Consider the following 19647-nt stretch of genomic DNA (forward strand, 5'->3'; position numbering starts at 1 on the left):
CCCCGCCGCCCGCCGCCGCGCCCGCGTCGCGCCCGCCCGGGGCGTCCCCGCCCCGCCAGTCGACGGGGCCGCGGGCCGCCCCGTCCGGCGCCCCGTCCGGCGCCCCGCCGCGGCGCAGCGCCCGCACCGCCCAGCCCCGGGCGGCGAGCCGGCGCGCCACCGCGCCACCGATGCCGCCCGTGGCGCCCAGCACCAGCGCCGACCTGTTCCCGTTCATCACCGTCTCCCACTGCGTGTTGCGTGACGGGAGAATGGCGTCCGGCCGGATAAACGGAATTGTCGAAGGGCGTGGGGTTGCCCTACAAAAACATATGAACAGGACGGACCCGGGATGGGATCTCCACCGCAGCCTGCTGGCCGTGCTGCGCGCGGGCTCGCTGTCGGCGGCGGCGCGCGCGCTCGGGCTGACCCAGCCGACCCTGGCCCGCCATGTCGCGGCGCTGGAGGAGGCGCTGGGCGTGGCGCTGTTCGTGCGGTCCCGCCACGGGCTGGCGGCGACGGAGGCGGCGCTGGCCCTGCGGCCCCATGCCGAGGCCATGGAGGCCGCGGCCGCCACCCTGCTGCGCACCGCCGGCGGCGCGGCGGCCGGCGGGACGCTGCGCGGGACGGTCCGGGTGACCGCCAGCGAGGTGGTGGGGGCCCGCGTGCTGCCCCCCGTGCTGGCCGCCCTGCACGACCGCCATCCCGGCCTCGTGGTCGAGCTGGTCCTGTCGAACGCCGTGGAGGACCTGTTGCGCCGCGACGCCGACGTCGCGGTGCGCATGGTCGAGCCGGCCCAGCAGGCCCTGGTGGCGCGCCGGGTCGGCACCATCGCGCTGGGACTCCACGCCCACCGCGGCTATCTGGCGCGGCGCGGCACGCCGTGCGCCCTGACCGAGCTGGCGGAGCACAGCGTCGTCGGCTTCGACCGCGAGACCGCGGCGATCCGCGCCATGGCGCGCCACGCCGGGGGGCTGGACCGCGCCCATTTCGCGCTGCGCACCGACAGTGACCTGGCCCAGCTCGCCGCCATCGAGGCCGGCTACGGCATCGGCGTGTGCCAGGTGCCCCTGGCGCGGCGCCACGGCGACCTCGTGCGGGTGCTGGGCGCGGCGTTCGACATCCCGCTCGGCACCTGGGTCGTGATGCACGAGGACCTGCGCACCACGCCCCGGTGCCGCGCCGTCTTCGACGCCCTGGTGGCGGGGCTGGAGGCGTGGATCGGGCCGCCCCCGCCCGCTACGCCGCCCCCTCCGCGGCCGGGGTGAGGTCGGTGGAGCGCGACAGGGCGTCCCAGCGTCCGGCCTCCGCCTCGACCGCGGCGCGGGCGGCCGCCGCCGTCTCCACGGCGTCGCTGCCGGCCAGGAAGCGCAGCGGCGGCTCGGCGGTGGCGGCGAGCCGGAGGATGGCGGCGGCCAGCTTGGCCGGGTCGCCGGCCTGCTGGTGGCTGCGCGCGTCGTAGAAGGCGCGCAGCGCCGCCGACGCCGCGGCGTAGTCGTCGACCGCCGCGGTGCCGTAGCGGACCGAGGTGGTGTCCAGGAAGTCGGTGCGGATGAAGCCGGGCTCGACGATGGTGACGCGGATGCCGAACGCCGCGACCTCCCGCGACAGGCTGTCGGAGAACCCTTCGACGGCGAACTTGCTGGCGCAGTAGATGGACGCCCCGGCGAAGCCGGCGACCCCGCCGATCGACGACAGGTTGAGGATGTGGCCGGCGCGCTGGCGCCGCATCGCCGGCAGCACCGCGCGGGTCACGTGGAGCAGGCCGAACAGGTTGGTGTCGAACTGGCGAGCGACGGTCGCGGCGTCGATCTCCTCGAAGAAGCCGAGCTGGCCGTAGCCGGCGTTGTTGACCAGCACGTCGATGCGCCCGAAGCAGGCCAGCGCGCCGTCCACCGCGCGCTGGGCGGCGGCCGCGTCGGTGACGTCCAGCGCCACCACCAGCAGGCGCTCGCCGGCGTCGGGGAACGCCGCGGAGACGGCGCGCGGGTCGCGGGCGGTGGCGACCACGCGGTCACCGGCGGCCAGGGCGGCGCCGGTGATGGCGCGGCCGATGCCGCGGGCGGCGCCGGTGATGAACCAGGTCTTGCTCTCGGTCATGATCGGTCCTCGTCTCAGCGTTCGCGGTGGAACAGCATGCCGGCGTGGCGCAGCACGCCGTCGATGAACTCGCCGTCGGCGGTGAAGCCGGTGTCGTCGACGTAGTCGATGCGGGTGCCGGTGACGGTGTAGCGCCCCTGGTACGCACTCTTCCGGGTGCCGCGGGCCTCGTCGTACCGGCCGTTGGGCAGAAGCTCCTGGCGGATGTGGCCGTCGGCGGTCACCCACATGCCGATGTAGGGGTGCGCGGTCATGGTCGTCTCCTCTTGGCTGGTGGCGGGAGGGGAGGGGGGATCGGCCAGCGCCGGCGCCGGCGCGATCAGGCCCGCGAGCAGGGCAAGCGCCGCGGCGGCCCTCACGGCGTCACGTCCATCGCGCCGCTGACGCTTTCCCAGGCCGCGATGTCCGCGTCCAGGCGGTCGAGGCGGGCGCGGGCGCGGGCCAGGGCGTCGGCGCCGAGCAGCAGGTCGAAGGGCGGCTCGTCGGCGTCGACGGCCCGGAGGATGGCCTGGGCGGCCCGCGCCGGGTCGCCCGGTTGCCGGCCGGCCCGCTCCATCAGCCCGTCGATCACCCGGGTGCTCTCGGTGTAGGCGTCGAGCCGGGCGGCGGTGCGGTGCACCGAGCGGTCGGAGAGGAAGTCGGTGCGGAAGGAGCCGGGCGACACCACCGTCACCCAGATGCCGAGCGGTGCCGCCTCCTGCGCCAGGCTCTGGGACACCGCCCACAGCGCCCCCTTGGTGGCGGAGTAGATGCCCGAACCGGGTGCCGGGGCGATGGCGGCGATCGACGCGACGTTGACGATGTGGCCGCGCCCCGCCGCGCGCATGACGGGCAGCACCGCCCGGATCAGGGCGAGCGGCCCGAAGACGTTGACGGCGAACACCCGCTCGATCTCCGCCGCGTCGGCCGCCTCGACCGGGCCGAGCAAGCCGTAGCCGGCGTTGTTGACCAGCACGTCGATGCGTCCGTGCACGGCGTGGGCCGCCGCGGCCGTGGGGGCGATGCGCGCCGTGTCGGTGACGTCGAGCGCCAGCACGGTCAGGCGCCGCCCCTCCAGCCCGGCCGGCGTCGTGCCGTCGCGGGTGGTGCCGACGACCGCGTCGCCGCGGGCCAGCGCGGCCGCGGCCAGCGCGTGGCCGAGGCCGCGGGATACGCCGGTGATGAACCAGACCTTCTCGGTCATGGCGGGTCCTCCTCCTGGTGTCGGTGCGGAGGAGAGAATGGACCCTGTGGCGCTGATGATTAATCCGGCGCGTTCTGTGCGGGCTTGTTAGCAGGGGCGGCATAATCGGCCGCCGACACCCGCAGGGCGTCGATGAAGGCGCGCAGGGCCGGGGCCATCTGCCGCTGCCGGGGGTAGCACAGGCAATAGCCGGGGTAGGGGTGGGACCAGGCCTCCAGCATGGCGACGAGGCGGCCCGCCGCGATGTGGTGGTGGGTTTCCAGGTCCGTCAGGAAGGCGATGCCGATGCCGGCCAGGGCGCAGCGCACCATGGACGCCCGGTCGGTCACCACCAGCGGGCCGTCGACCACCACCTCGAACCACGCGCCGTCGGCGTGGAACTCCCAATTGTAGGGGGCGGGGCGGCCGTCCCACCGCCAGCGGATGCAGCGGTGGGCGTGCAGGTCGCGCGGGGTGGCGGGCATGCCGTGCCGGGCCACGTAGTCCGGCGCGGCAACGGCGATCTGCCGGTGGTCCCCGCCCAGCGCCACCGCCACCATGTCCTGCTCGATCACCTCGCCCGGGCGGATCGCCGCGTCATAGCCGCCGGCCACCATGTCGACCACCGAGTCGTCGACGGTGATGTCCACCACCACATCGGGGTTGGCGGACAGAAAGGAGGCCAGCATCGGTTCCACCAGTTCGTGCACCGCCTGGCGGCAGCAGTGCAGGCGCACGGTGCCGGCCGGGGTGTCGCGGTAGCGCCCGACATGGCCGACGGCGGCGGCGATCTCCGCCATGGCCGGGCGCAGCCGCGCCAGCAGCGCCTCGCCGGCCGGTGTCGGCGCCACCGAGCGGGTGGTGCGGTTCAGCAGCCGCACGCCCAGCCGTTCCTCCAGGGTGCGGATGGTCTGGCTGAGGGCCGAGGGGGAGAGGCCGAGCTGCTCGGCCGCCCGGCTGAAGCTGGCGTGGTCGGCGACGGCGACGAAGGCGCGGAGCTGCGCGAAGTCGCTGCCGTGGATGGTCGGTTCCATGATGGCCAGCAGCATCGGCGAAAGCGTGGCCGCGGGCAACCGGGACGCGCTACCCGGCCACCGCGGGCCGGGTGAGGGCGGTGCGGAACAGGCGGATGTTGTCCATGGCGACGTAGCTGTGCTCGCGCATCAGGGCCTCGGCCCGGCTGCCCTCGCCGTGGCGCAGCGCGCTGAACACCGCCTCGTGGTGCTTCTGGGCCAGGAACAGGACGTCGAACTGGCGGCGCGTCACCTCCACGTCGGAGCGGTCGTCGAGGAAGGCCTTGGCCGAGGCGAACGGCACCTTGTCGTTGATCGCCAGGGCGTGGATCAGCGCCTGGTTGCCCGAGCCGTCGACGATGGCGTCGTGGAAGCGCCCGTTGATCTCCGTCCACGCCACGTCGTCCTCGTCGTCGAGGCGGCCCTTGGCGATCAGCCGGCCGCCGTCGCCCACGCAGGCCGCCAGCTCCGCCTCCAGCGCCGGGGCCAGCCCGGCCTCGGCGACCTCGCGCGCCGCCATGCCCTCCAGCAGGCCGCGCACGCGGATGGCGTCCTCGATGTCCTTCAAGGTGAAGGCGCGGACCACGAAGCCGCGGCGGTTGTCGGTGGGCACCACCAGCCCTTCGCGCGACAGGATGCCCAGCGCGTAGCGCACCGGGGTGCGCGACACCCCGAGCCGGGCGGCGATGGGGATCTCGGTCACCCGCTCCCCCGGCCGGAGGTCGCCGCGCAGGATCATCTCGCGCAGTCTGAGGACGATCTGGTGGTGACGCGACATGGGGCCGTGCGCTGCTGGTGGCGGATGGCCGCATCCTAGACGCGGGCCGCCGGGCGGTACAGGGCGCAGGGCGGGGCGGGCAAAGAGTGCGTGGAACGGACAATCCGTGCATCTTCCAATCGACGGGAATCCATTGTATCCAATACGGCGGCACGCGCGCGGCGCAGCGGGGGGTGGGGAGCATGGAGCGGACGGCACTGTATCCAGCGGCGCGCGCGGGGCGTGGCGGGACGGCGCCGCGATGACCGCCCGGCCGACCGTCGTCCTGCTTCCCGGCCTGCTGTGCGACGCCACGGTGTGGGACCGGCAGCGCCGTGCCCTGGCGGCCGCCCGCGACGTCGTCGTCCCCGAGCTCCGCGGCTTCGACTCGATCGCGGCGATGGCCGCCGCCGTGCTCGACGCCGTCTCCGGGGCCATGGCGGTGGCCGGCCATTCCATGGGCGGCCGGGTCGCCCTCGAGATGGTGCGGCGGGCACCCGACCGGGTGGAACGGTTGGCCCTGCTCGACACCGGCGTCCATCCCCGCAGGTCGGGGGAGGCCGAGGCGCGCCAGGCGCTGGTCGACCTCGCCGCCGCCGAGGGCATGGAGGCGCTGGCGCGGCGCTGGCTGCCGCCCATGGTCCATCCCGAGCGGGCCGGCGACGCGGCGCTGATGGGGCCGCTCACCGCCATGGTGTGCCGGGCCACCCCCGCCGTCTTCGCCCGCCAGGTCCGCGCCCTGCTCGACCGCCCGGACGCCACGCCGCAGCTCGCCGGCATCCGCTGCCCGGCCGCCGTGCTGGTCGGCCGCCAGGACGGCTGGAGCCCGCCGGACCAGCATGAATCGATCGCCGCCGCCATCCCCGGGGCGACCCTGACGGTGGTGGAGGACTGCGGCCACATGGCCACGGTGGAGCGGCCGGAGGCCGTCAGCGAGGCGCTGCGGGCCTGGCTCGCGGCGACGCCGCCATGACCACCCATGCCTTCGACGCCCACGCTTTCAACGCTGGGCACCAAGCCCGGCACGACCATCCGAACGGGAGGATTTCCATGCTCGACAGGCCCATGTTGGACAGGCGGCGCGTTTCCCTGGCCGCGCTGGCGGTGCTGGCCGGAACCCTGACGCTGGCGCCGCCGCCCGCGGCGGCGGCCGATCCGGTGAAGGTCGGCCTCATCCTGCCGATGTCGGGCCCCTTCGCCTCGACCGGCCGGCAGATCGAGGCGGCGGCCCGCCTCTACATGGAGCAGCACGGCACCACGGTCGCCGGCCGCACGGTGGAGCTGATCGTCAAGGACGACACCGGGGTGGCCGACCTCACCAAGCGCCTGGCCCAGGAGCTGGTGGTGAACGAGCGCGTCGCCGTGCTGGCCGGGTTCGGCCTGACTCCGCTGGCGCTGGCCGCCGCCCCCATCGCCACCCAGGCCAGGGTGCCGGAGGTGGTGATGGCCGCCGCCACCGCGACCATCACCGAGGCGTCGCCCTACATCGTGCGCACCAGCTTCACCCTGCCCCAGGCGGCGGTGCCGCTGGCGACCTGGGCCGCCGCCAACGGCATCGCGTCGGTCACCACCCTGGTCAGCGACTACGGCCCGGGCATCGACGCCGAGACGTCGTTCAGCGCCGAGTTCACCAAGGCCGGCGGCCGGGTGGAGAACCTGCGCGTGCCGCTGCGCAACCCCGACTTCTCGCCCTTCCTGCAGCGCGTCGCCGACGCCAAGCCGGACGCCCTGTTCGTCTTCGTGCCGTCGGGCGCGGGCGCCCAGTTCATGAGGCAGTTCGTCGAACGCGGGCTCGACGCGTCCGGCATCCGGCTGATCGGCACCGGCGACATCACCGACGACGACCTGCTCAACGACATGGGCGACGTCGCCCTGGGGGTGGTGACCACCCACCACTACTCCGCCGCCCACCCGTCGCCGGAGAACGCCGCCTTCGTCGACGCCTTCAAGAAGGCGACCGGCGGCACGCGGCCGAACTTCATGGCGGTCGGCGGCTACGACGGCATGCACCTGGTCTACGCCGCCCTGGAGAAGACCGCGGGCGACAGCGACGGCACCGCCCTGGTGGAGGCGATGAAGGGCATGCGCTGGACCAGCCCGCGCGGTCCCGTCGCCATCGACCCGGACACCCGCGACATCGTCCAGACCATCTACGTGCGCAAGGTCGAGCGCACCGGCGGCGAACTGCACAACGTGGAGTTCGACGCCATCGCCGAGGTCAAGGACCCGGTGAAGGCCGCGAAGAAGTGAACCACCCCCGTCCGTGACATCGGAGCGCGCATGCTGACCCTGCTCTTCGACGGCATCGCCTACGGGATGGTGCTGTTCATCCTGTCGTGCGGGCTGTCGGTCACGCTGGGCCTGATGAACGTCATCAACCTGGCGCACGGGGCGTTCGCCATGGCCGGCGGCTACGTGACGGTGATCGCCATGAACCGCTTCGGCCTGCCGTTCCTGGCCTCCCTGCCGCTCGCCTTCGTGGCGACGGCGGCGGCCGGGCTGGTGCTGGAGCGCACGCTCTACGTCCGCCTCTACGGGCGCAGCCACCTCGACCAGGTGCTGTTCTCCATCGGCCTGGTCTTCATGGCGGTGGCGGGGGTCGACTACGTCATGGGCTCCTCGCAGCAGTTCATCACCCTGCCGGAGTGGCTGCGGGGCCGGGTCGAGGTGCTCGGCGTCGCGGTCGGCCTCTATCGCGCCTTCATCGTCGCCGTGTGCGGCGTCGTGGTCGTCGCGCTGCATCTGGTGCTGACCCGCACCCGGTTCGGCAGCCGGCTGCGCGCCGCGGTGGACGACCAGCGGGTGGCGCGGGGCCTGGGCATCGACGTCGCCCGGATCTTCGCGCTGACCTTCGCCGCCGGCTCCGGCCTGGCCGGGCTCGGCGGCGCGCTGGGGACGGAGATCCTCGGCCTCGACCCGACCTTTCCGCTGAAGTTCATGATCTACTTCCTGATCGTCGTCACCGTCGGCGGCACATCGACCATCACCGGGCCGTTCCTTGCCGCCCTGCTGCTCGGCGCCGCCGATGTCGCCGGGAAGTATTACGTGCCCGACGCCGGCGCCTTCGTGATCTACACCGTGATGATCGTCGTGCTGGTGCTGCGCCCCCAGGGCCTGTTCGCACCGGCGCGCTGAGGAGCGAACCGAGGCCGATGCCATGACATCCCCCGACACCGGCGCGCGGATCGCCGGCGCCCTGCGCCGCGCCGGCCGCTGGCGCCTCGCCGAGGTGGCCTTCTGGGCCGCCGCCGTCGCCGCCCTGCTCCTGCTGCCGCGGCAGTACCTGATCCTCAACGAGATCGCCATTCTCGGCCTGTTCGCCCTGTCCCTCGATCTGCTGCTGGGCTACGCCGGTGTGGTGTCGCTCGGCCATGCCGCGTTCTTCGGGCTGGGCGCCTACACCGCCGGGCTGCTGGCCAAGCACGCGGTGGGGGAGCCGGTGGTCGGCCTGTTCGCCGCCGCCGCGGTGGCCGCGGCCGCCGGCCTGGCCACCAGCGTCCTGGTGCTGCGCGGGTCCGATCTCACCCGCATCATGGTGACGATCGGCGTCGCCCTGGTGCTGGCCGAGGGGGCCAACCAGATGGCCTGGCTGACCGGCGGCGCCGACGGCCTGCAGGGGGTGACCATGGGGCCGGTGCTGGGCCTCTTCGCCTTCGACCTGTGGGGGCGCACCGCCTACGCCTACAGCCTGACGGTCGCCTTCCTCCTGTTCCTGGTGGCGCGGCGCATCGTCGGCTCGCCGTTCGGCCTGGCCCTGCGCGCGGTGCGCGACAACCCCCTGCGCGCCGGCGCGGTCGGCGTCCCGGTCGGCGCGCGGCTGGTGGCGGTCTACACCCTGGCCGCCGCCTACGCCGGGGTGGCCGGGGCGCTGCTGGCCCAGACCAGCCAGTTCGTGTCGCTGGACGTGCTGGAGTTCCACCGCTCCGCCGACGTGCTGCTGGTCCTCATCATCGGCGGCACCGGCTATCTCTACGGCGGCCTGGTCGGCGCCGTCCTCTTCACCCTGGCCAAGGACCAGCTCTCCAGCCTGACGCCGCAGTACTGGTATTTCTGGATCGGGCTGATCCTGGTGGTCATGGTGCTGGTGCGGCGCGAGCGCATCGCCGCCGCGGTGACCGCGCCGTTCGCCGCCCTGGCGCGCCGCGCCGCGCCGCCGGGGAGGGCCTGAGCCATGGCCACGGCGGCGCTGGAGACCATCGGCCTGCAGAAGAGCTTCGGCGGCCTGCGCGCCACCCACGACCTGCACCTCCGGCTGGAGCCGGGGGCACGCCACGCCCTGATCGGCCCCAACGGGGCCGGCAAGACCACCGTGATCAACCTGCTGACCGGCGTGCTGGCGCCCAGCGCCGGCCGCATCCTGCTGGAGGGGCGCGAGATCACCGGACTGCCGGTCCACGCCCGGGTGCGGCGCGGCCTCGCCCGGACCTTCCAGATCAACCAGCTGTTCGCCGACCTCACGCCCCTGGAGACGCTGGCGCTGGCGGTGTCGGAACGCCGCGGCGGCGGCGCCGCCTGGTGGCGCCGGGTCGGCCGCGGGCGCGCCATCGTCGACGAGGTCGCGGAGGTGGCCGGGCGCTTCGGCCTCGCCGACGTGCTGGAGGAGCGCACGGCGACCCTGGCCTACGGCAAGCAGCGCCTGCTGGAGATCGCCATCGCCTTCGCCTGCCGTCCCCGCGTCCTGCTGCTGGACGAGCCGGCGGCCGGCGTGCCGGAGGCGGAGCGCCGGGAGATCCTGGCCGCCGTCGCCGCCCTGCCGCGCGACGTCGCGGTGCTGCTGATCGAGCACGACATGGACCTGGTCTTCAGCTTCGCCGAGCGCATCTCGGTGCTGGTCAACGGCGCCCTGTTCCGCGACGGCACGGTCGACGCCGTGGCCCGCGATCCCGCGGTCAAGGCGGTCTATCTCGGGGAGGACGCCGATGCCTGACGCGCTGACCCTGGAAGGGGTGACCGCCGGCTACGGCGAGGCGGTGGTGATCGCCGGCATCGACCTGGCGCTCGCCGAGGGCGAGGCGCTGGCGCTGCTGGGGCGCAACGGGGTGGGCAAGACGACCCTGCTCAACACCGCGGTCGGAGTCACCCGCCGCTTCGCCGGGCGCCTCACCCTGGGTGGCCGCGACGTCACCCGGCTGCCGCCGGAGCGGCGCGCCGCCGCCGGGATCGGCTGGGTGCCGCAGGAGCGCAACATCTTCCGGTCGCTGACCGTCGAGGAGAACCTGACCGCCGTGGCGCGCCCCGGCCGCTGGGACGTCGGCCGTGTCTACGCGATGTTTCCCCGCCTGCGGGAGCGGCGCGCGAACATGGGCAACCAGCTCTCCGGCGGGGAGCAGCAGATGCTGGCCATCGGCCGCGCCCTGGTGCTGAACCCCAGGGTGCTGCTGCTCGACGAGCCGACCGAGGGGCTGGCACCGATTCTCGTCGAGGAGCTTTTGGGCGCCCTGCGTGGCCTGTTCCGCGACGAGGGCATGGCCGGCATCGTCGTCGAGCAGCACGCCCAGAAGATCCTGGGCATGACCGACCGGGCGGTCGTCCTCGACCGCGGGGCGGTGGTCTACAGCGGCGCCAGCGCGGCCCTGAAAGGCGATGCGGCGGCCCTCGAGCGATTCCTCGGCGTGGCCCGGACACAGGACCGCCCGCCCAGCCGCGTGGTGGCGTCATGACCCCCTGATTGTATCCAATGGCGGCCAATGGCGGCGTGCGGGACACCGAAACTCGGCTGAACTCCGGTTCGCCTGGGGGCGGCGGTGTCGGTGTTGTATCCAAAAAGGGTTGCGGCTATTCTGTTGGTGGGGCGGATTGACGCCACTGCGAACGGAACGGTGTGGGGAGGCGACGCATGACGGACACCCGGTCCTATCCATTGAACGCCTGGTATCCCGCGGCCTGGGGCCACGAGATCGGGCAGGCGCTGGCGGCGCGCACCGTGTGCGAGACCGACCTCGTCCTCTACCGCCGCCGCGACGGCCAGGTGGCGGCGCTGGAGGACGCGTGCTGGCACCGGCTGCTGCCGCTGTCGATGGGCCGCCTGGACGGCGACCAGGTGGTGTGCGGGTACCATGGGCTGGTGTTCGATTCCGCTGGCCGCTGCACCCGGATGCCGGCGCAGGAGACCATCAACCCCTCGGCCTGCGTGCGCGCCTACCCGGTGGTGGAGAAGCACCGTCTGGTGTGGGTGTGGCCCGGCGACCCGGCCCGCGCCGACCCGGCCCGGGTGCCGGACTTCCACTGGAACGACGGCCTCGACTGGGTGGGGGAGGGCGGCACCTTCTACCACCTCGGCTGCGACTACCGCCTGGTGGTCGACAACCTGATGGACCTGACCCACGAGACCTATGTCCACGCCGGCAGCATCGGCGACGAGGCGATCACCCGGGTGCCGTTCGAGGTCACCCACACCGACCGCACCGTCACCGTGACGCGGTGGATGGAGGGCATCCAGCCGCCGCCCTTCTGGGCCCGGCTGCTGGGCCGCCCCGGGGCGGTGGACCGCTGGCAGATCATCCGCTTCGAAGCGCCCGGCATCGTCGCCGGCGACGTCGGCGTCGCCCTCGCCGGGACGGGGGCCCGCCGGGGCGACCGCTCCCAGGGGGTGAACGGCCATTTCCTGGCCGCCCTGGCCCCGGCGACCGCCACCACCTGCCACTATTTCTGGAACTTCGTCCGCAACTTCCGCACCGGCGACGCGGATCTGACCCGGGCCCTCACCGTCGGGCACGTCAACGACGGCAAGGGCGTCTACGACCAGGACGTGGTGGTGCTGGAGGCCCAGCAGAGGGCCATCGAGCGGCGTGCCCGCCAGCCGTTCTACGACCTCAACATCGACGCCGGCGCCTTGTGGGCGCGCCGCCTGGTGGAACGGATGATGCGGGACGAGGGCGGTGGCGCCGCGGCGCCGCGGGCGGCCGCGGAATGAGCGGGACGACGGCACCGGGCGACTGGCGCGCCGCGCGGCTGCGGGCGGTGGCCGATCTGACCGCCGATGTGCGGCGGTTCGAGATCGTCCCCGACGGGGCGTTCGTGCCGCCGGCCCCGGGCTGCCACGTCCAGGTCGGCGTACTGGTCGACGGCCGGCCGGACACCCGCTGCTACTCCGTGCTCGGCGACGGGCCCGGCGACGCCTACCACATCGCGGTCAAGCGCATGCCCGACGGACGCGGCGGCTCGGCCTATCTGTGGGGCCTGGAGCCCGGGGCGCGGCTGCGCCTCGCCGGGCCGCGCAACCTGTTCGAGCTGGCGCGCGGCCGCCCCCACTACCTGCTGGTGGCCGGCGGCATCGGCATCACGCCGATCCACAGCATGGCCCTCGCCCTGGCCGACGCGGCGGCCGACCTGCGCCTGCTCTACGCCGTCCGTACGGCCGGCGACCTTGCGCTGGCCGACCCGCTGCGCGCGCGACTCGGCGCGCGGCTGGAGACCTTCGTGGAGGAGGAGGGCCGGACGATCGACCTGGAGGCGGCCGTCGCCGCGCTGCCCGACGGGGGCGAACTCTACGTCTGCGGCCCGCTCGGCCTGCTCGACGCGGCGCGGCGCGCCTGGGCGGCGGCCGGCCGCCCCGTCGGCGGGCTGCGGTTCGAAACCTTCGGCAACACCGGCCGCCACCCGGCCGAGGACTTCACCGTGCGCATCCCGCGGCTGGGCCGCACGGTCGCGGTGCCGCGCACCCGCACCCTGCTGGAGGCGCTGGAGGCCGCCGGCGTGGAGATGATCTTCAACTGCCGGCGCGGCGAGTGCGGGCTGTGCGCCGTCCGCGTGCTCGCGGTGGACGGCGCGCTGGACCACCGCGACGTGTTCTTCAGCGACGCCCAGAAGGCCGCCGGCGATCGCCTGTGCACCTGCGTGTCGCGGGCCGTCGGGGGCGCCATCACCATCGACACCGCCGACCGCTAAGCAGGTGTCGCCGGATCGGGCCACAGGCCCGGCCCGGCGACACCTGGGACTCGGTGGTTTTGCAGGGTTTCCGAGCCCGCCCATGGGTGGGCGGCGTTCGGAATACGTGCTTAGGGGCGGCATCTGCAGGGTCGCGCGGTGCGCTCTGCACCGCGGGGGTCGCACCGCCGCCCGCGGTCGAGGGCCCGACGGAACAGGGGAACCTCCGCCCTATGCGCGCTGCCGCGGGTTTTGATAGGATGCGGGGCATTTCATCCGTTCCGCATCAAAGGCGCCTGTGGCCATGACCGGCCCCGTCGACCCACACCTCGACTTCACGATCCTCGATGCCCTGGACAGCGGTACGGTGGTCCTCGATCGGGACCACCGGGTGATGCACTGGAACGCGTGGATGGCCACGGCGTCGGGCCGCGGCGGCGCCGATCTCGTCGGGCGACCGCTGTGGGACGTGTTTCCGGATCTCGGGGCGATGCGGCTGCGCGATGCCGTGGGCGACGCCCTGGAGGCCGGGTTCGCCAGCCAGATGACCGCGACGCTCCACGGCCGCATCTTCCCGCTGGCCGCCGGCGACGGCCGGCCGCTGATCCACAACGTCGTGGTCCGCCGCCTCGAGCGCGCCGGCAGCGTGCTGTGCCTCATCCAGGTCCACGACGTCACCGCGCGCTGGGAGACGGAGCAGGCGCTGCGGCGCAGCGAGCTGCGGGCGCGGGGCCAGCTGGCCGAACTGGAGGCGGTCTACCGCACCGCGCCGATCGGCCTCGGCCTGTTCGACCGCGACATGACCTTCCTGCGCCTCAACGAGGCGCTGGCGGAGATGAACGGGCTGCCCGTGGCGGAGCATCTCGGCCGCAACGTCTGGGACGTCCTCCCGTCCCTGCGCCCGGTCGCCGGCCCCCTGTTCCAACGGGCCATCGACACCGGGGAGGTGGTCCGCGGCATCGAGCTGTGGGGCACCACGCCGCGCCAGCCCGGCGTCGAACGCTGCTGGATCGAGGATTTCTACCCGCTGAAGGACGACAGCGGGGCGGTGTTCGCGGTCGGCGTCATGGTGCGCGAGGTGACCGAGCAGAAGCGCCTGGAGGAGCGCGCGCGCCTGCTCAACGCGGAGCTCGGCCACCGCATCAAGAACCTGTTCGCCATGATCGGCGCGCTCATGCACCAGTCGGCCCGCGGCGCCACCTCGATCGACGACTTCGTGGCGCGGTTCGGCGGGCGCGTGGACGCGATGGCGGCGGCGCAGGACCTGCTGACCGCCGGGCCGGAGGGGGCCGACGTGCCGCTGTCGTCCCTGGTGGCGACGGCTTTGGCGCCGTTCGCCGGGGAGCAGGGGCGGCTCCGGATCGACATCGCCGAGATCGGGGTGGGCGCCCATCTGGCCAGCGACCTGGCGCTCGCCCTGCACGAACTGGCGACCAACGCGACCAAGTACGGGGCGCTGTCGCGGGCGGGCGGCCAGGTGTCCATCACCGGCCGCGTCGAGGAGACCGGGGGCGTCCGCCGGCTCGGTCTGGACTGGCAGGAGGCCGGCGGGCCGCCGGTCGCGGCGCCGGCGCGCAAGGGGTTCGGAACCCGGCTGCTGGAGCGCACCATCACGGCCCGGCCGGGGGCCCGGGTCGCCATGGAGTGGCGGCCGGACGGCCTGGTCTGCCGCATCGTCGTGCCCCACGAAGGGTCGGGTGGGGTAGGGTGAGGCACGGCCAGGACACACCCGGAGGCGGCAGCAGGGCGACGACACCGGCGGGCGACGGGTTCCGGCTCGACGGCGCGCGGCGCATCCTGGTGCTCAAGCTCGACGAGATCGGGGATTTCGTGCTGGCGACGCCCTTCCTGCGGGGCTTGCGGGCCAGCGCGCCGCAGGCGCGCATCCATCTGGTGGTCCGCCCCGCGGTGGTGCCGCTGACCGCGCGGTGCCCCCATGTCGACGCCGTGGTGACGCCGGCCGGCGACCTCGCCGGCGACCTGGCCGGCGGCCGGCTCGATGTCCGTGGCCGCACGCCCGACGACCTCAAGGCCTTCGCGGCCGACTTTCGCGCCGGCTTCGACCTGGCGGTCACCGCCCGCTACGATTTCGACCGCCACGGTGCCGCGACCCTGGCCAGCGCCTCGCGGGCGCCGGTGCGGCTGGGCTACGCCGAGGCGGTGACGCCGTGGAAGGCGGAGGCCAACCGGGGGTTCGACGCGGCCTACACCCACCGGCTGCCAGGCGCCGCGCCGCGCCACGAGGTGCAGCACGGCCTGGCGCTGCTGGAGGCGCTGGGCGGCGCGGATCCCGCGGCAGGGCTGGGATCGCCGGTGGAGCTGTGGCCGGCCGAGGCCGACCGGACCGCCGCCGGCGCCCTGCTGGCCGCCGCCTGTCCGGGGGGCGTGCCGGCGCGGCTGCTGGCCCTGGCCCCGACCACCGCCGGCCCGCGGCGCAACATGCCGGTCGACCGCTTCGCCGCCCTGGTCGCCGCCCTGGCCGCCGCCCTGGCCGGGGACGGGGAGCGCGGCGCGGCGGACGGGATCGTGATCGTCGGCGCCGAGGATGGCAGGGCGCGCGCCGCGGCGCTCGCCGCGGCGCTGGGCGGCGCGGTGCCCGGCCTGCCCGTCGCCGACCTCACCGGGCGGACCGGCGTCGCCGTCGCCGCGGCGGTGCTGGAACGGGCGGTGGCGCTGGTCGGCATGGACTCCGGCCCCGCCCACCTGGCCGCGGCGCTCGGCGTGCCGGTGGCGGTTCTGAGCGCCCATCCCGCGGGTGGCGACCCCAACGACCTCCATGCGCCGGAGCGTTTCCGCCCCTGGTCGCGGCGGGCCGTGGTGATCCGGCCGGACCGGGCGGTCCCGCCCTGCACCGCCGCCTGCCGGGGTGCCGAGGCCCACTGCATCGCCGCGATCGACCCCGCCGCCGCGGCCGAGCGCATCGCCGACGCCCTCCGCCTGTGGCGCGGGTAGGAACCGCGACGCCCGCCATCGGTGCCGGCCCCCTCGGGAGACGGCGCAACGGGGCCGGCGGGGCCGGCGAGGGTCAGGCGGCGACCGTCCAGAGGTCCGCCAGTTCCAGCATGCGCCGCTCGATCGCCAGCAGGGCCTTGCGGGTTTCAATGCCGTCGCTGGCGTGACCGAGCTGGCGCACGCGCGCGATCGCCCGATGCGCGGCGTCGCGGCGTCTCCGCTCCTCGTCCGTCATCCGCCTCTCCGTGGACCCCGACGAATGCGTCGTGAGCATACGAACGTACGGGCAAGCGGCGGCGCGATGAAGAGAGAAAATATTCCGGCGGCACACCCTTCGGGTGCATATCGCCATATGGACGGCGCGGCGGAAGGAGGCCGCGTCACGCGACGCCGAACACCGCACCCAGGTCGATTTCGGCGCCGGAAGGGGCGTCCAACGCCAGCCCCGCCTCGATCTCGGCCAGATGGTCGTCGAGCAGGCGTTGGGCGCCCGCGGTGTCGCCGGCCGCCAGGGCGTCGACGATGCGCCGGTGCTCGCCCGCCGAGCAGCCCGGCGTCGGGCGGCTCTCGTAGGCGGCGATGGCCAGCGACGAGCGGCGGACCAGCGCGTCGAGGAACACCGTCAACGTGCCGTTGCCGGCCAGCTCGGCCAGCAACAGATGGAATTCGCCGGACAGCCGGATCATCGCCTTGCGGTCGCCGGCCGCCTCCGCCGCGCCCTCCTTCTCCAGGTGGACCCGCAGCCGCGCCGCCGCCGCCGCGGGCAGGCCGGCGCCGCTTCGGGTGAGGCGGGCGACCAGGCCGCGCTCGACCACCCGGCGCGCCTCGAACACCTCCCGCGCCTCCGCCACCGACGGGGTGGTGACGAAGGCGCCGCGGTTGGGCCGCAGGGTGACGATGCCACGCTCCGACAGCAGGCCGAGCGCGCTGCGCACGCGGGCGCGGCTGACGCCGAACACGCCGGCCAGCCGCTCCTCGGTCAGCTTGGTGCCCGGGGGCAGGCGCCGGTCGGCGATGGCGTCGGCGATGCGCCGGGCGATCGCCTCCTGCAGGTCGGGGCGGGACGGCGAAGTCGGTGGGCGTGCCGCGCGCTCCCGTGGCGCCTTCATGGGCGGTGTTCCGGTGTGGTGACGACCCTAGGCAAAGTGTAGACAATCCACCGGCCGCGCGCCACCGTCGTCGGCGCGCTGCTGATCAGCGTGCGCCGCGGCCCGAAGCGCCGCCCAGGCGGGCACAGCGCCTGAATTGGCGCCAAAATGCCAAAAATCGCGCCACTCACGGGCCGGGTTCGGACGAAAGACGAATGGAATCCGGGGCACCTCATTCGGCATGGTTCCTGCACGGTGTCCGATAAATTGTCGACAATCCGCGCGAGGAGGGGCCGAGATGCCAGGTGGAGCCGCCGTCGAGCTGATCGCACTGACCAAGGCCTACGGACGCACCGTCGCGGTCGACTCCATCGACCTGAAGATCCCCGCGGGATCGTACTGTTGCCTGCTGGGTCCCAGCGGCTGCGGCAAGACCTCCACCTTGCGGATGATCGCCGGCCACGAGGACGTCAGCGCCGGCGACCTGCTGATCGGCGACGCGGTGATGAACGACGTGCCGCCGGCGCGGCGCGGCACCGCCATGATGTTCCAGAGCTACGCCCTGTTTCCCCACCTCGACTGCGTCGACAACGTCGCCTTCAGCCTGAAGATGAGGGGCGTCGGGGTGGCCGAGCGGCGCGACCGCGCGGGCGCGATGCTGGACCTGGTGCACATGGGCGCCTACGCCGCCCGCCTGCCGGCCCAGCTGTCCGGCGGCCAGCAGCAGCGGGTGGCCCTGGCCCGCGCGCTGATCACCGAGCCGTCGGTGCTGCTGCTCGACGAGCCGCTGTCGGCGCTCGACCCGTTCCTGCGCGACCGCATGCGCGAGGAGCTGAAGCGCCTGCAGACCGACCTCGGCATCACCTTCGTGCACGTCACCCACAGCCAGGCCGAGGCGATGGCCCTGGCCGATCTGGTGGTGGTGATGAACGACGGCCGGATCGAGCAGGCCGCCCCGCCGCGCGACCTCTACAACCGGCCGCGCACCGCCTTCGTCGCCCGCTTCCTGGGCGGGCACAACGTGCTCGACCTCGGCGACGGCGGTCCGGTCGCGGTGCGCGCCGACCGCATCGCCCTGTCCGACCCCGACGCCCCGCCCGAGGGCGCCGACGTCCACCGCGACGGGGTGGTCCGGGCCTTCGAGTACCACGGCGCGCTGGTCCAGCTCAGCGTCGACCTGCCGGGCTCCGTCGACCTCACCGTCATCCTCGACGAAGCCCAGTATTTCGCCGCCCCGTTCCCGGTCGGCGCGCGGGTCTGCGCCGGCTGGCGCCACGCCGACACGCACCGGCTCCACGCCTGAGCCGCGCCACCGCCGACACCCCGCCCCACCCCACCACACGCCGACCATGAGGAGAGAGGGACCGATGAAGAAGACCGATACCGGCACCGCCGCCACGCCGACCGGCCTGTCGCGCCGCACCGTGCTGAAGGGGACGGCCGCGGCCGCCGGCGTCGCCGTCGGCTCCGGGGCCATCACCGGCTTCCCGACGATCTGGGCGCAGAACATCAAGGACGTCACGCTGCGCCAGTTCGGCACCGGCGTCTCCAACCTCAACGCCGTCGCCGAAAAGGTGAAGGAGGACCTGGGCTTCACCTTGCAGATGACGGCGCTGGATTCCGACGCCGTGGCCCAGCGTGCCGTCACCCAGCCCAAGTCCTACGACATCGCCGACATCGAGTACTGGATCTGCAAGAAGGTCTTCCCGGCCGGCGTCATGCAGCCGATGGACGTGTCGAAGATCCGCTATTTCGACAAGATCGTGCCGATCTTCGTCACCGGCAAGCTGACACCGGAGAGCAAGATCGCCCAGGGCACCGCGCCGCACACCGTGGGCTTCGTCGAGGGCAAGGAGTCGACCACGTTCGCCACCGCGCCGACCAACTGGATGACCCTGATCCCGACCATCTACAACGCCGACACGCTGGGCATCCGCCCCGACCTGGTGGGCCGCCCGATCACCACCTGGGCCGACCTGCTCGACCCCGCCTTCAAGGGCAAGGCGTCGCTCCTCAACATCCCCTCCATCGGCATCATGGACGCCGCCATGGTCTGCGAGGCCATGGGCAAGGTGACCTACGGCGACAAGGGCAACATGACCAAGGAGGAGATCGACAAGACCCTCGCCGTCATGACCGAAGCCAAGAAGGACGGCCAGTTCCGGGCCTTCTGGAAGACCTTCGACGAGAGCGTCAACCTGATGGCCTCGGGCGAGGTGGTGATCCAGTCCATGTGGTCGCCGGCGGTCGCCGCGGTGCGCGCCAAGGGCATCGCCTGCACCTACCAGCCGCTCAAGGAAGGCTACCGCGCCTGGGGCGGCGGGCTCGGCATCGCCAAGCACCTGTCCGGCCTGGAGCTGGAGGCGGCCTACGAGTACATCAACTGGTACCTTTCCGGCTGGGTCGGCGCCTACCTCAACCGCCAGGGCTACTACAGCGCCGTGCTCGACACCGCCAAGGACCACATGAGCGCCGACGAGTGGGCCTTCTGGATGGAGGGCAAGCCCGCCAAGATCGACATCCTCAGCCCCGAGGGCAAGGTCATGGAGAAGGCCGGCGCGGTGCGCGACGGCGGCTCCTTCACCGAGCGCATGGGCGCGGTCGCCTGCTGGAACGCGGTCATGGACGAGGACCGCTACATGGTCCGCAAGTGGAACGAGTTCATCGCTGCGTAGGGACGGCCGACCGCGTGGCCGCGCCGGGCGGGGACCCGGCGCGGCGACCCTTGCA

General features: G+C 73.7%; 20 protein-coding genes and 1 pseudogene. 13 read left to right on the top strand and 8 right to left on the bottom strand.

The annotated features are described in order from the left end of the window. Positions 1–217 (bottom strand): annotated as a pseudogene (locus AC6H2I_RS28555) (hypothetical protein); the annotation flags it as partial. Between the two features lie 94 nt (positions 218–311). Between AC6H2I_RS28555 and AC6H2I_RS28560 the strand changes: the two are divergent. Continuing rightward, positions 312–1247 carry a LysR family transcriptional regulator gene (locus tag AC6H2I_RS28560; RefSeq protein ID WP_497504182.1) on the top strand — a complete coding sequence of 312 codons (936 nt, stop codon included), beginning with the start codon at positions 312–314 and terminating at the stop codon, positions 1245–1247. Here the strand turns inward: AC6H2I_RS28560 and AC6H2I_RS28565 are convergent. The 5 genes from AC6H2I_RS28565 to AC6H2I_RS28585 are packed head-to-tail and all read right to left on the bottom strand — an operon-like array spanning position 1219 to position 5032. After that, on the bottom strand, positions 1219–2079 hold the full coding sequence (locus AC6H2I_RS28565) for an oxidoreductase (RefSeq protein ID WP_497504183.1): 861 nt from the start codon (positions 2077–2079) through the stop codon (positions 1219–1221). The two genes, AC6H2I_RS28560 and AC6H2I_RS28565, sit on opposite strands and share 29 nt — an antisense overlap. A 14-nt stretch (positions 2080–2093) precedes the next feature. Next, positions 2094–2438 carry an Atu4866 domain-containing protein gene (locus tag AC6H2I_RS28570; RefSeq protein WP_497504184.1) on the bottom strand — a complete coding sequence of 115 codons (345 nt, stop codon included), beginning with the start codon at positions 2436–2438 and terminating at the stop codon, positions 2094–2096. Then, positions 2435–3262 carry an oxidoreductase gene (locus tag AC6H2I_RS28575; RefSeq protein WP_497504185.1) on the bottom strand — a complete coding sequence of 276 codons (828 nt, stop codon included), beginning with the start codon at positions 3260–3262 and terminating at the stop codon, positions 2435–2437. Before AC6H2I_RS28575 ends, AC6H2I_RS28570 begins: the two co-directional genes overlap by 4 nt. Positions 3263–3321: 59 nt before the next feature. Next, a complete protein-coding gene (locus AC6H2I_RS28580) occupies positions 3322–4290 on the bottom strand; it encodes a LysR family transcriptional regulator (RefSeq protein WP_497504186.1) in 969 nt (322 codons plus the stop codon). Positions 4291–4324: 34 nt separating this feature from the next. Continuing rightward, the gene (locus AC6H2I_RS28585; protein ID WP_497504187.1) at positions 4325–5032 is read right to left on the bottom strand and encodes a GntR family transcriptional regulator; all 708 of its coding nucleotides are present in this window, start codon (positions 5030–5032) and stop codon (positions 4325–4327) included. Positions 5033–5273: 241 nt separating this feature from the next. Here AC6H2I_RS28585 and AC6H2I_RS28590 point away from each other — a divergent pair, with 241 nt between their 5' ends. The 10 genes from AC6H2I_RS28590 (at position 5274) to AC6H2I_RS28635 (ending at position 15829) form a co-directional block, all read left to right on the top strand. After that, a complete protein-coding gene (locus AC6H2I_RS28590) occupies positions 5274–5984 on the top strand; it encodes an alpha/beta fold hydrolase (protein WP_497504188.1) in 711 nt (236 codons plus the stop codon). 77 nt (positions 5985–6061) lie between these two features. Continuing rightward, positions 6062–7261, top strand: coding sequence for an ABC transporter substrate-binding protein (locus AC6H2I_RS28595; protein WP_497504189.1), 1200 nt, complete (start codon positions 6062–6064; stop codon positions 7259–7261). 30 nt (positions 7262–7291) lie between these two features. Then, positions 7292–8146 (top strand): branched-chain amino acid ABC transporter permease, encoded by an 855-nt coding sequence (locus tag AC6H2I_RS28600; protein ID WP_497504190.1) that lies wholly within the window; start codon positions 7292–7294, stop codon positions 8144–8146. A 22-nt stretch (positions 8147–8168) separates the two neighbouring features. Further along, a complete protein-coding gene (locus AC6H2I_RS28605; protein ID WP_497504191.1) occupies positions 8169–9179 on the top strand; it encodes a branched-chain amino acid ABC transporter permease in 1011 nt (336 codons plus the stop codon). A gap of 3 nt (positions 9180–9182) precedes the next feature. Further along, complete coding sequence (locus AC6H2I_RS28610) at positions 9183–9938, top strand: ABC transporter ATP-binding protein (protein WP_497504192.1); 756 nt, start codon at positions 9183–9185, stop codon at positions 9936–9938. After that, positions 9931–10671, top strand: coding sequence for an ABC transporter ATP-binding protein (locus AC6H2I_RS28615; protein ID WP_497504193.1), 741 nt, complete (start codon positions 9931–9933; stop codon positions 10669–10671). Before AC6H2I_RS28610 ends, AC6H2I_RS28615 begins: the two co-directional genes overlap by 8 nt. Before the next feature lie 176 nt (positions 10672–10847). After that, positions 10848–11924, top strand: coding sequence for an aromatic ring-hydroxylating dioxygenase subunit alpha (locus tag AC6H2I_RS28620; protein ID WP_497504194.1), 1077 nt, complete (start codon positions 10848–10850; stop codon positions 11922–11924). Continuing rightward, positions 11921–12898, top strand: a complete 978-nt coding sequence (locus tag AC6H2I_RS28625) for a PDR/VanB family oxidoreductase (RefSeq protein WP_497504195.1) — start codon at positions 11921–11923, stop codon at positions 12896–12898. Before AC6H2I_RS28620 ends, AC6H2I_RS28625 begins: the two co-directional genes overlap by 4 nt. 283 nt (positions 12899–13181) lie before the next feature. Then, positions 13182–14588 (top strand): sensor histidine kinase, encoded by a 1407-nt coding sequence (locus AC6H2I_RS28630; RefSeq protein ID WP_497504196.1) that lies wholly within the window; start codon positions 13182–13184, stop codon positions 14586–14588. Next, positions 14585–15829: a glycosyltransferase family 9 protein gene (locus AC6H2I_RS28635; protein ID WP_497504197.1), complete on the top strand. Its 1245-nt coding sequence runs from the start codon at positions 14585–14587 to the stop codon at positions 15827–15829. The genes AC6H2I_RS28630 and AC6H2I_RS28635 overlap by 4 nt, the downstream gene beginning before the upstream one ends. Before the next feature lie 73 nt (positions 15830–15902). Here AC6H2I_RS28635 and AC6H2I_RS28640 read toward each other — a convergent pair whose 3' ends face one another. Together AC6H2I_RS28640 and AC6H2I_RS28645 are read right to left on the bottom strand one after the other, a co-directional pair. Continuing rightward, positions 15903–16064: a hypothetical protein gene (locus AC6H2I_RS28640; protein WP_497504198.1), complete on the bottom strand. Its 162-nt coding sequence runs from the start codon at positions 16062–16064 to the stop codon at positions 15903–15905. Positions 16065–16209: 145 nt separating this feature from the next. Then, entirely contained in the window at positions 16210–16938 is a 729-nt protein-coding gene (locus tag AC6H2I_RS28645) for a GntR family transcriptional regulator (RefSeq protein WP_497504199.1), read from the bottom strand. Positions 16939–17215: 277 nt separating this feature from the next. On the opposite strand from AC6H2I_RS28645, the gene AC6H2I_RS28650 reads away from it, so the two are divergent. Together AC6H2I_RS28650 and AC6H2I_RS28655 are read left to right on the top strand one after the other, a co-directional pair. Next, a complete protein-coding gene (locus AC6H2I_RS28650) occupies positions 17216–18220 on the top strand; it encodes an ABC transporter ATP-binding protein (RefSeq protein ID WP_497504200.1) in 1005 nt (334 codons plus the stop codon). A gap of 64 nt (positions 18221–18284) precedes the next feature. Continuing rightward, positions 18285–19592 (top strand): ABC transporter substrate-binding protein, encoded by a 1308-nt coding sequence (locus AC6H2I_RS28655; protein WP_497504201.1) that lies wholly within the window; start codon positions 18285–18287, stop codon positions 19590–19592. Positions 19593–19647 lie beyond the last annotated feature (55 nt).

The sequence above is a fragment of the Azospirillum sp. NS33 genome (assembly GCF_059703765.1).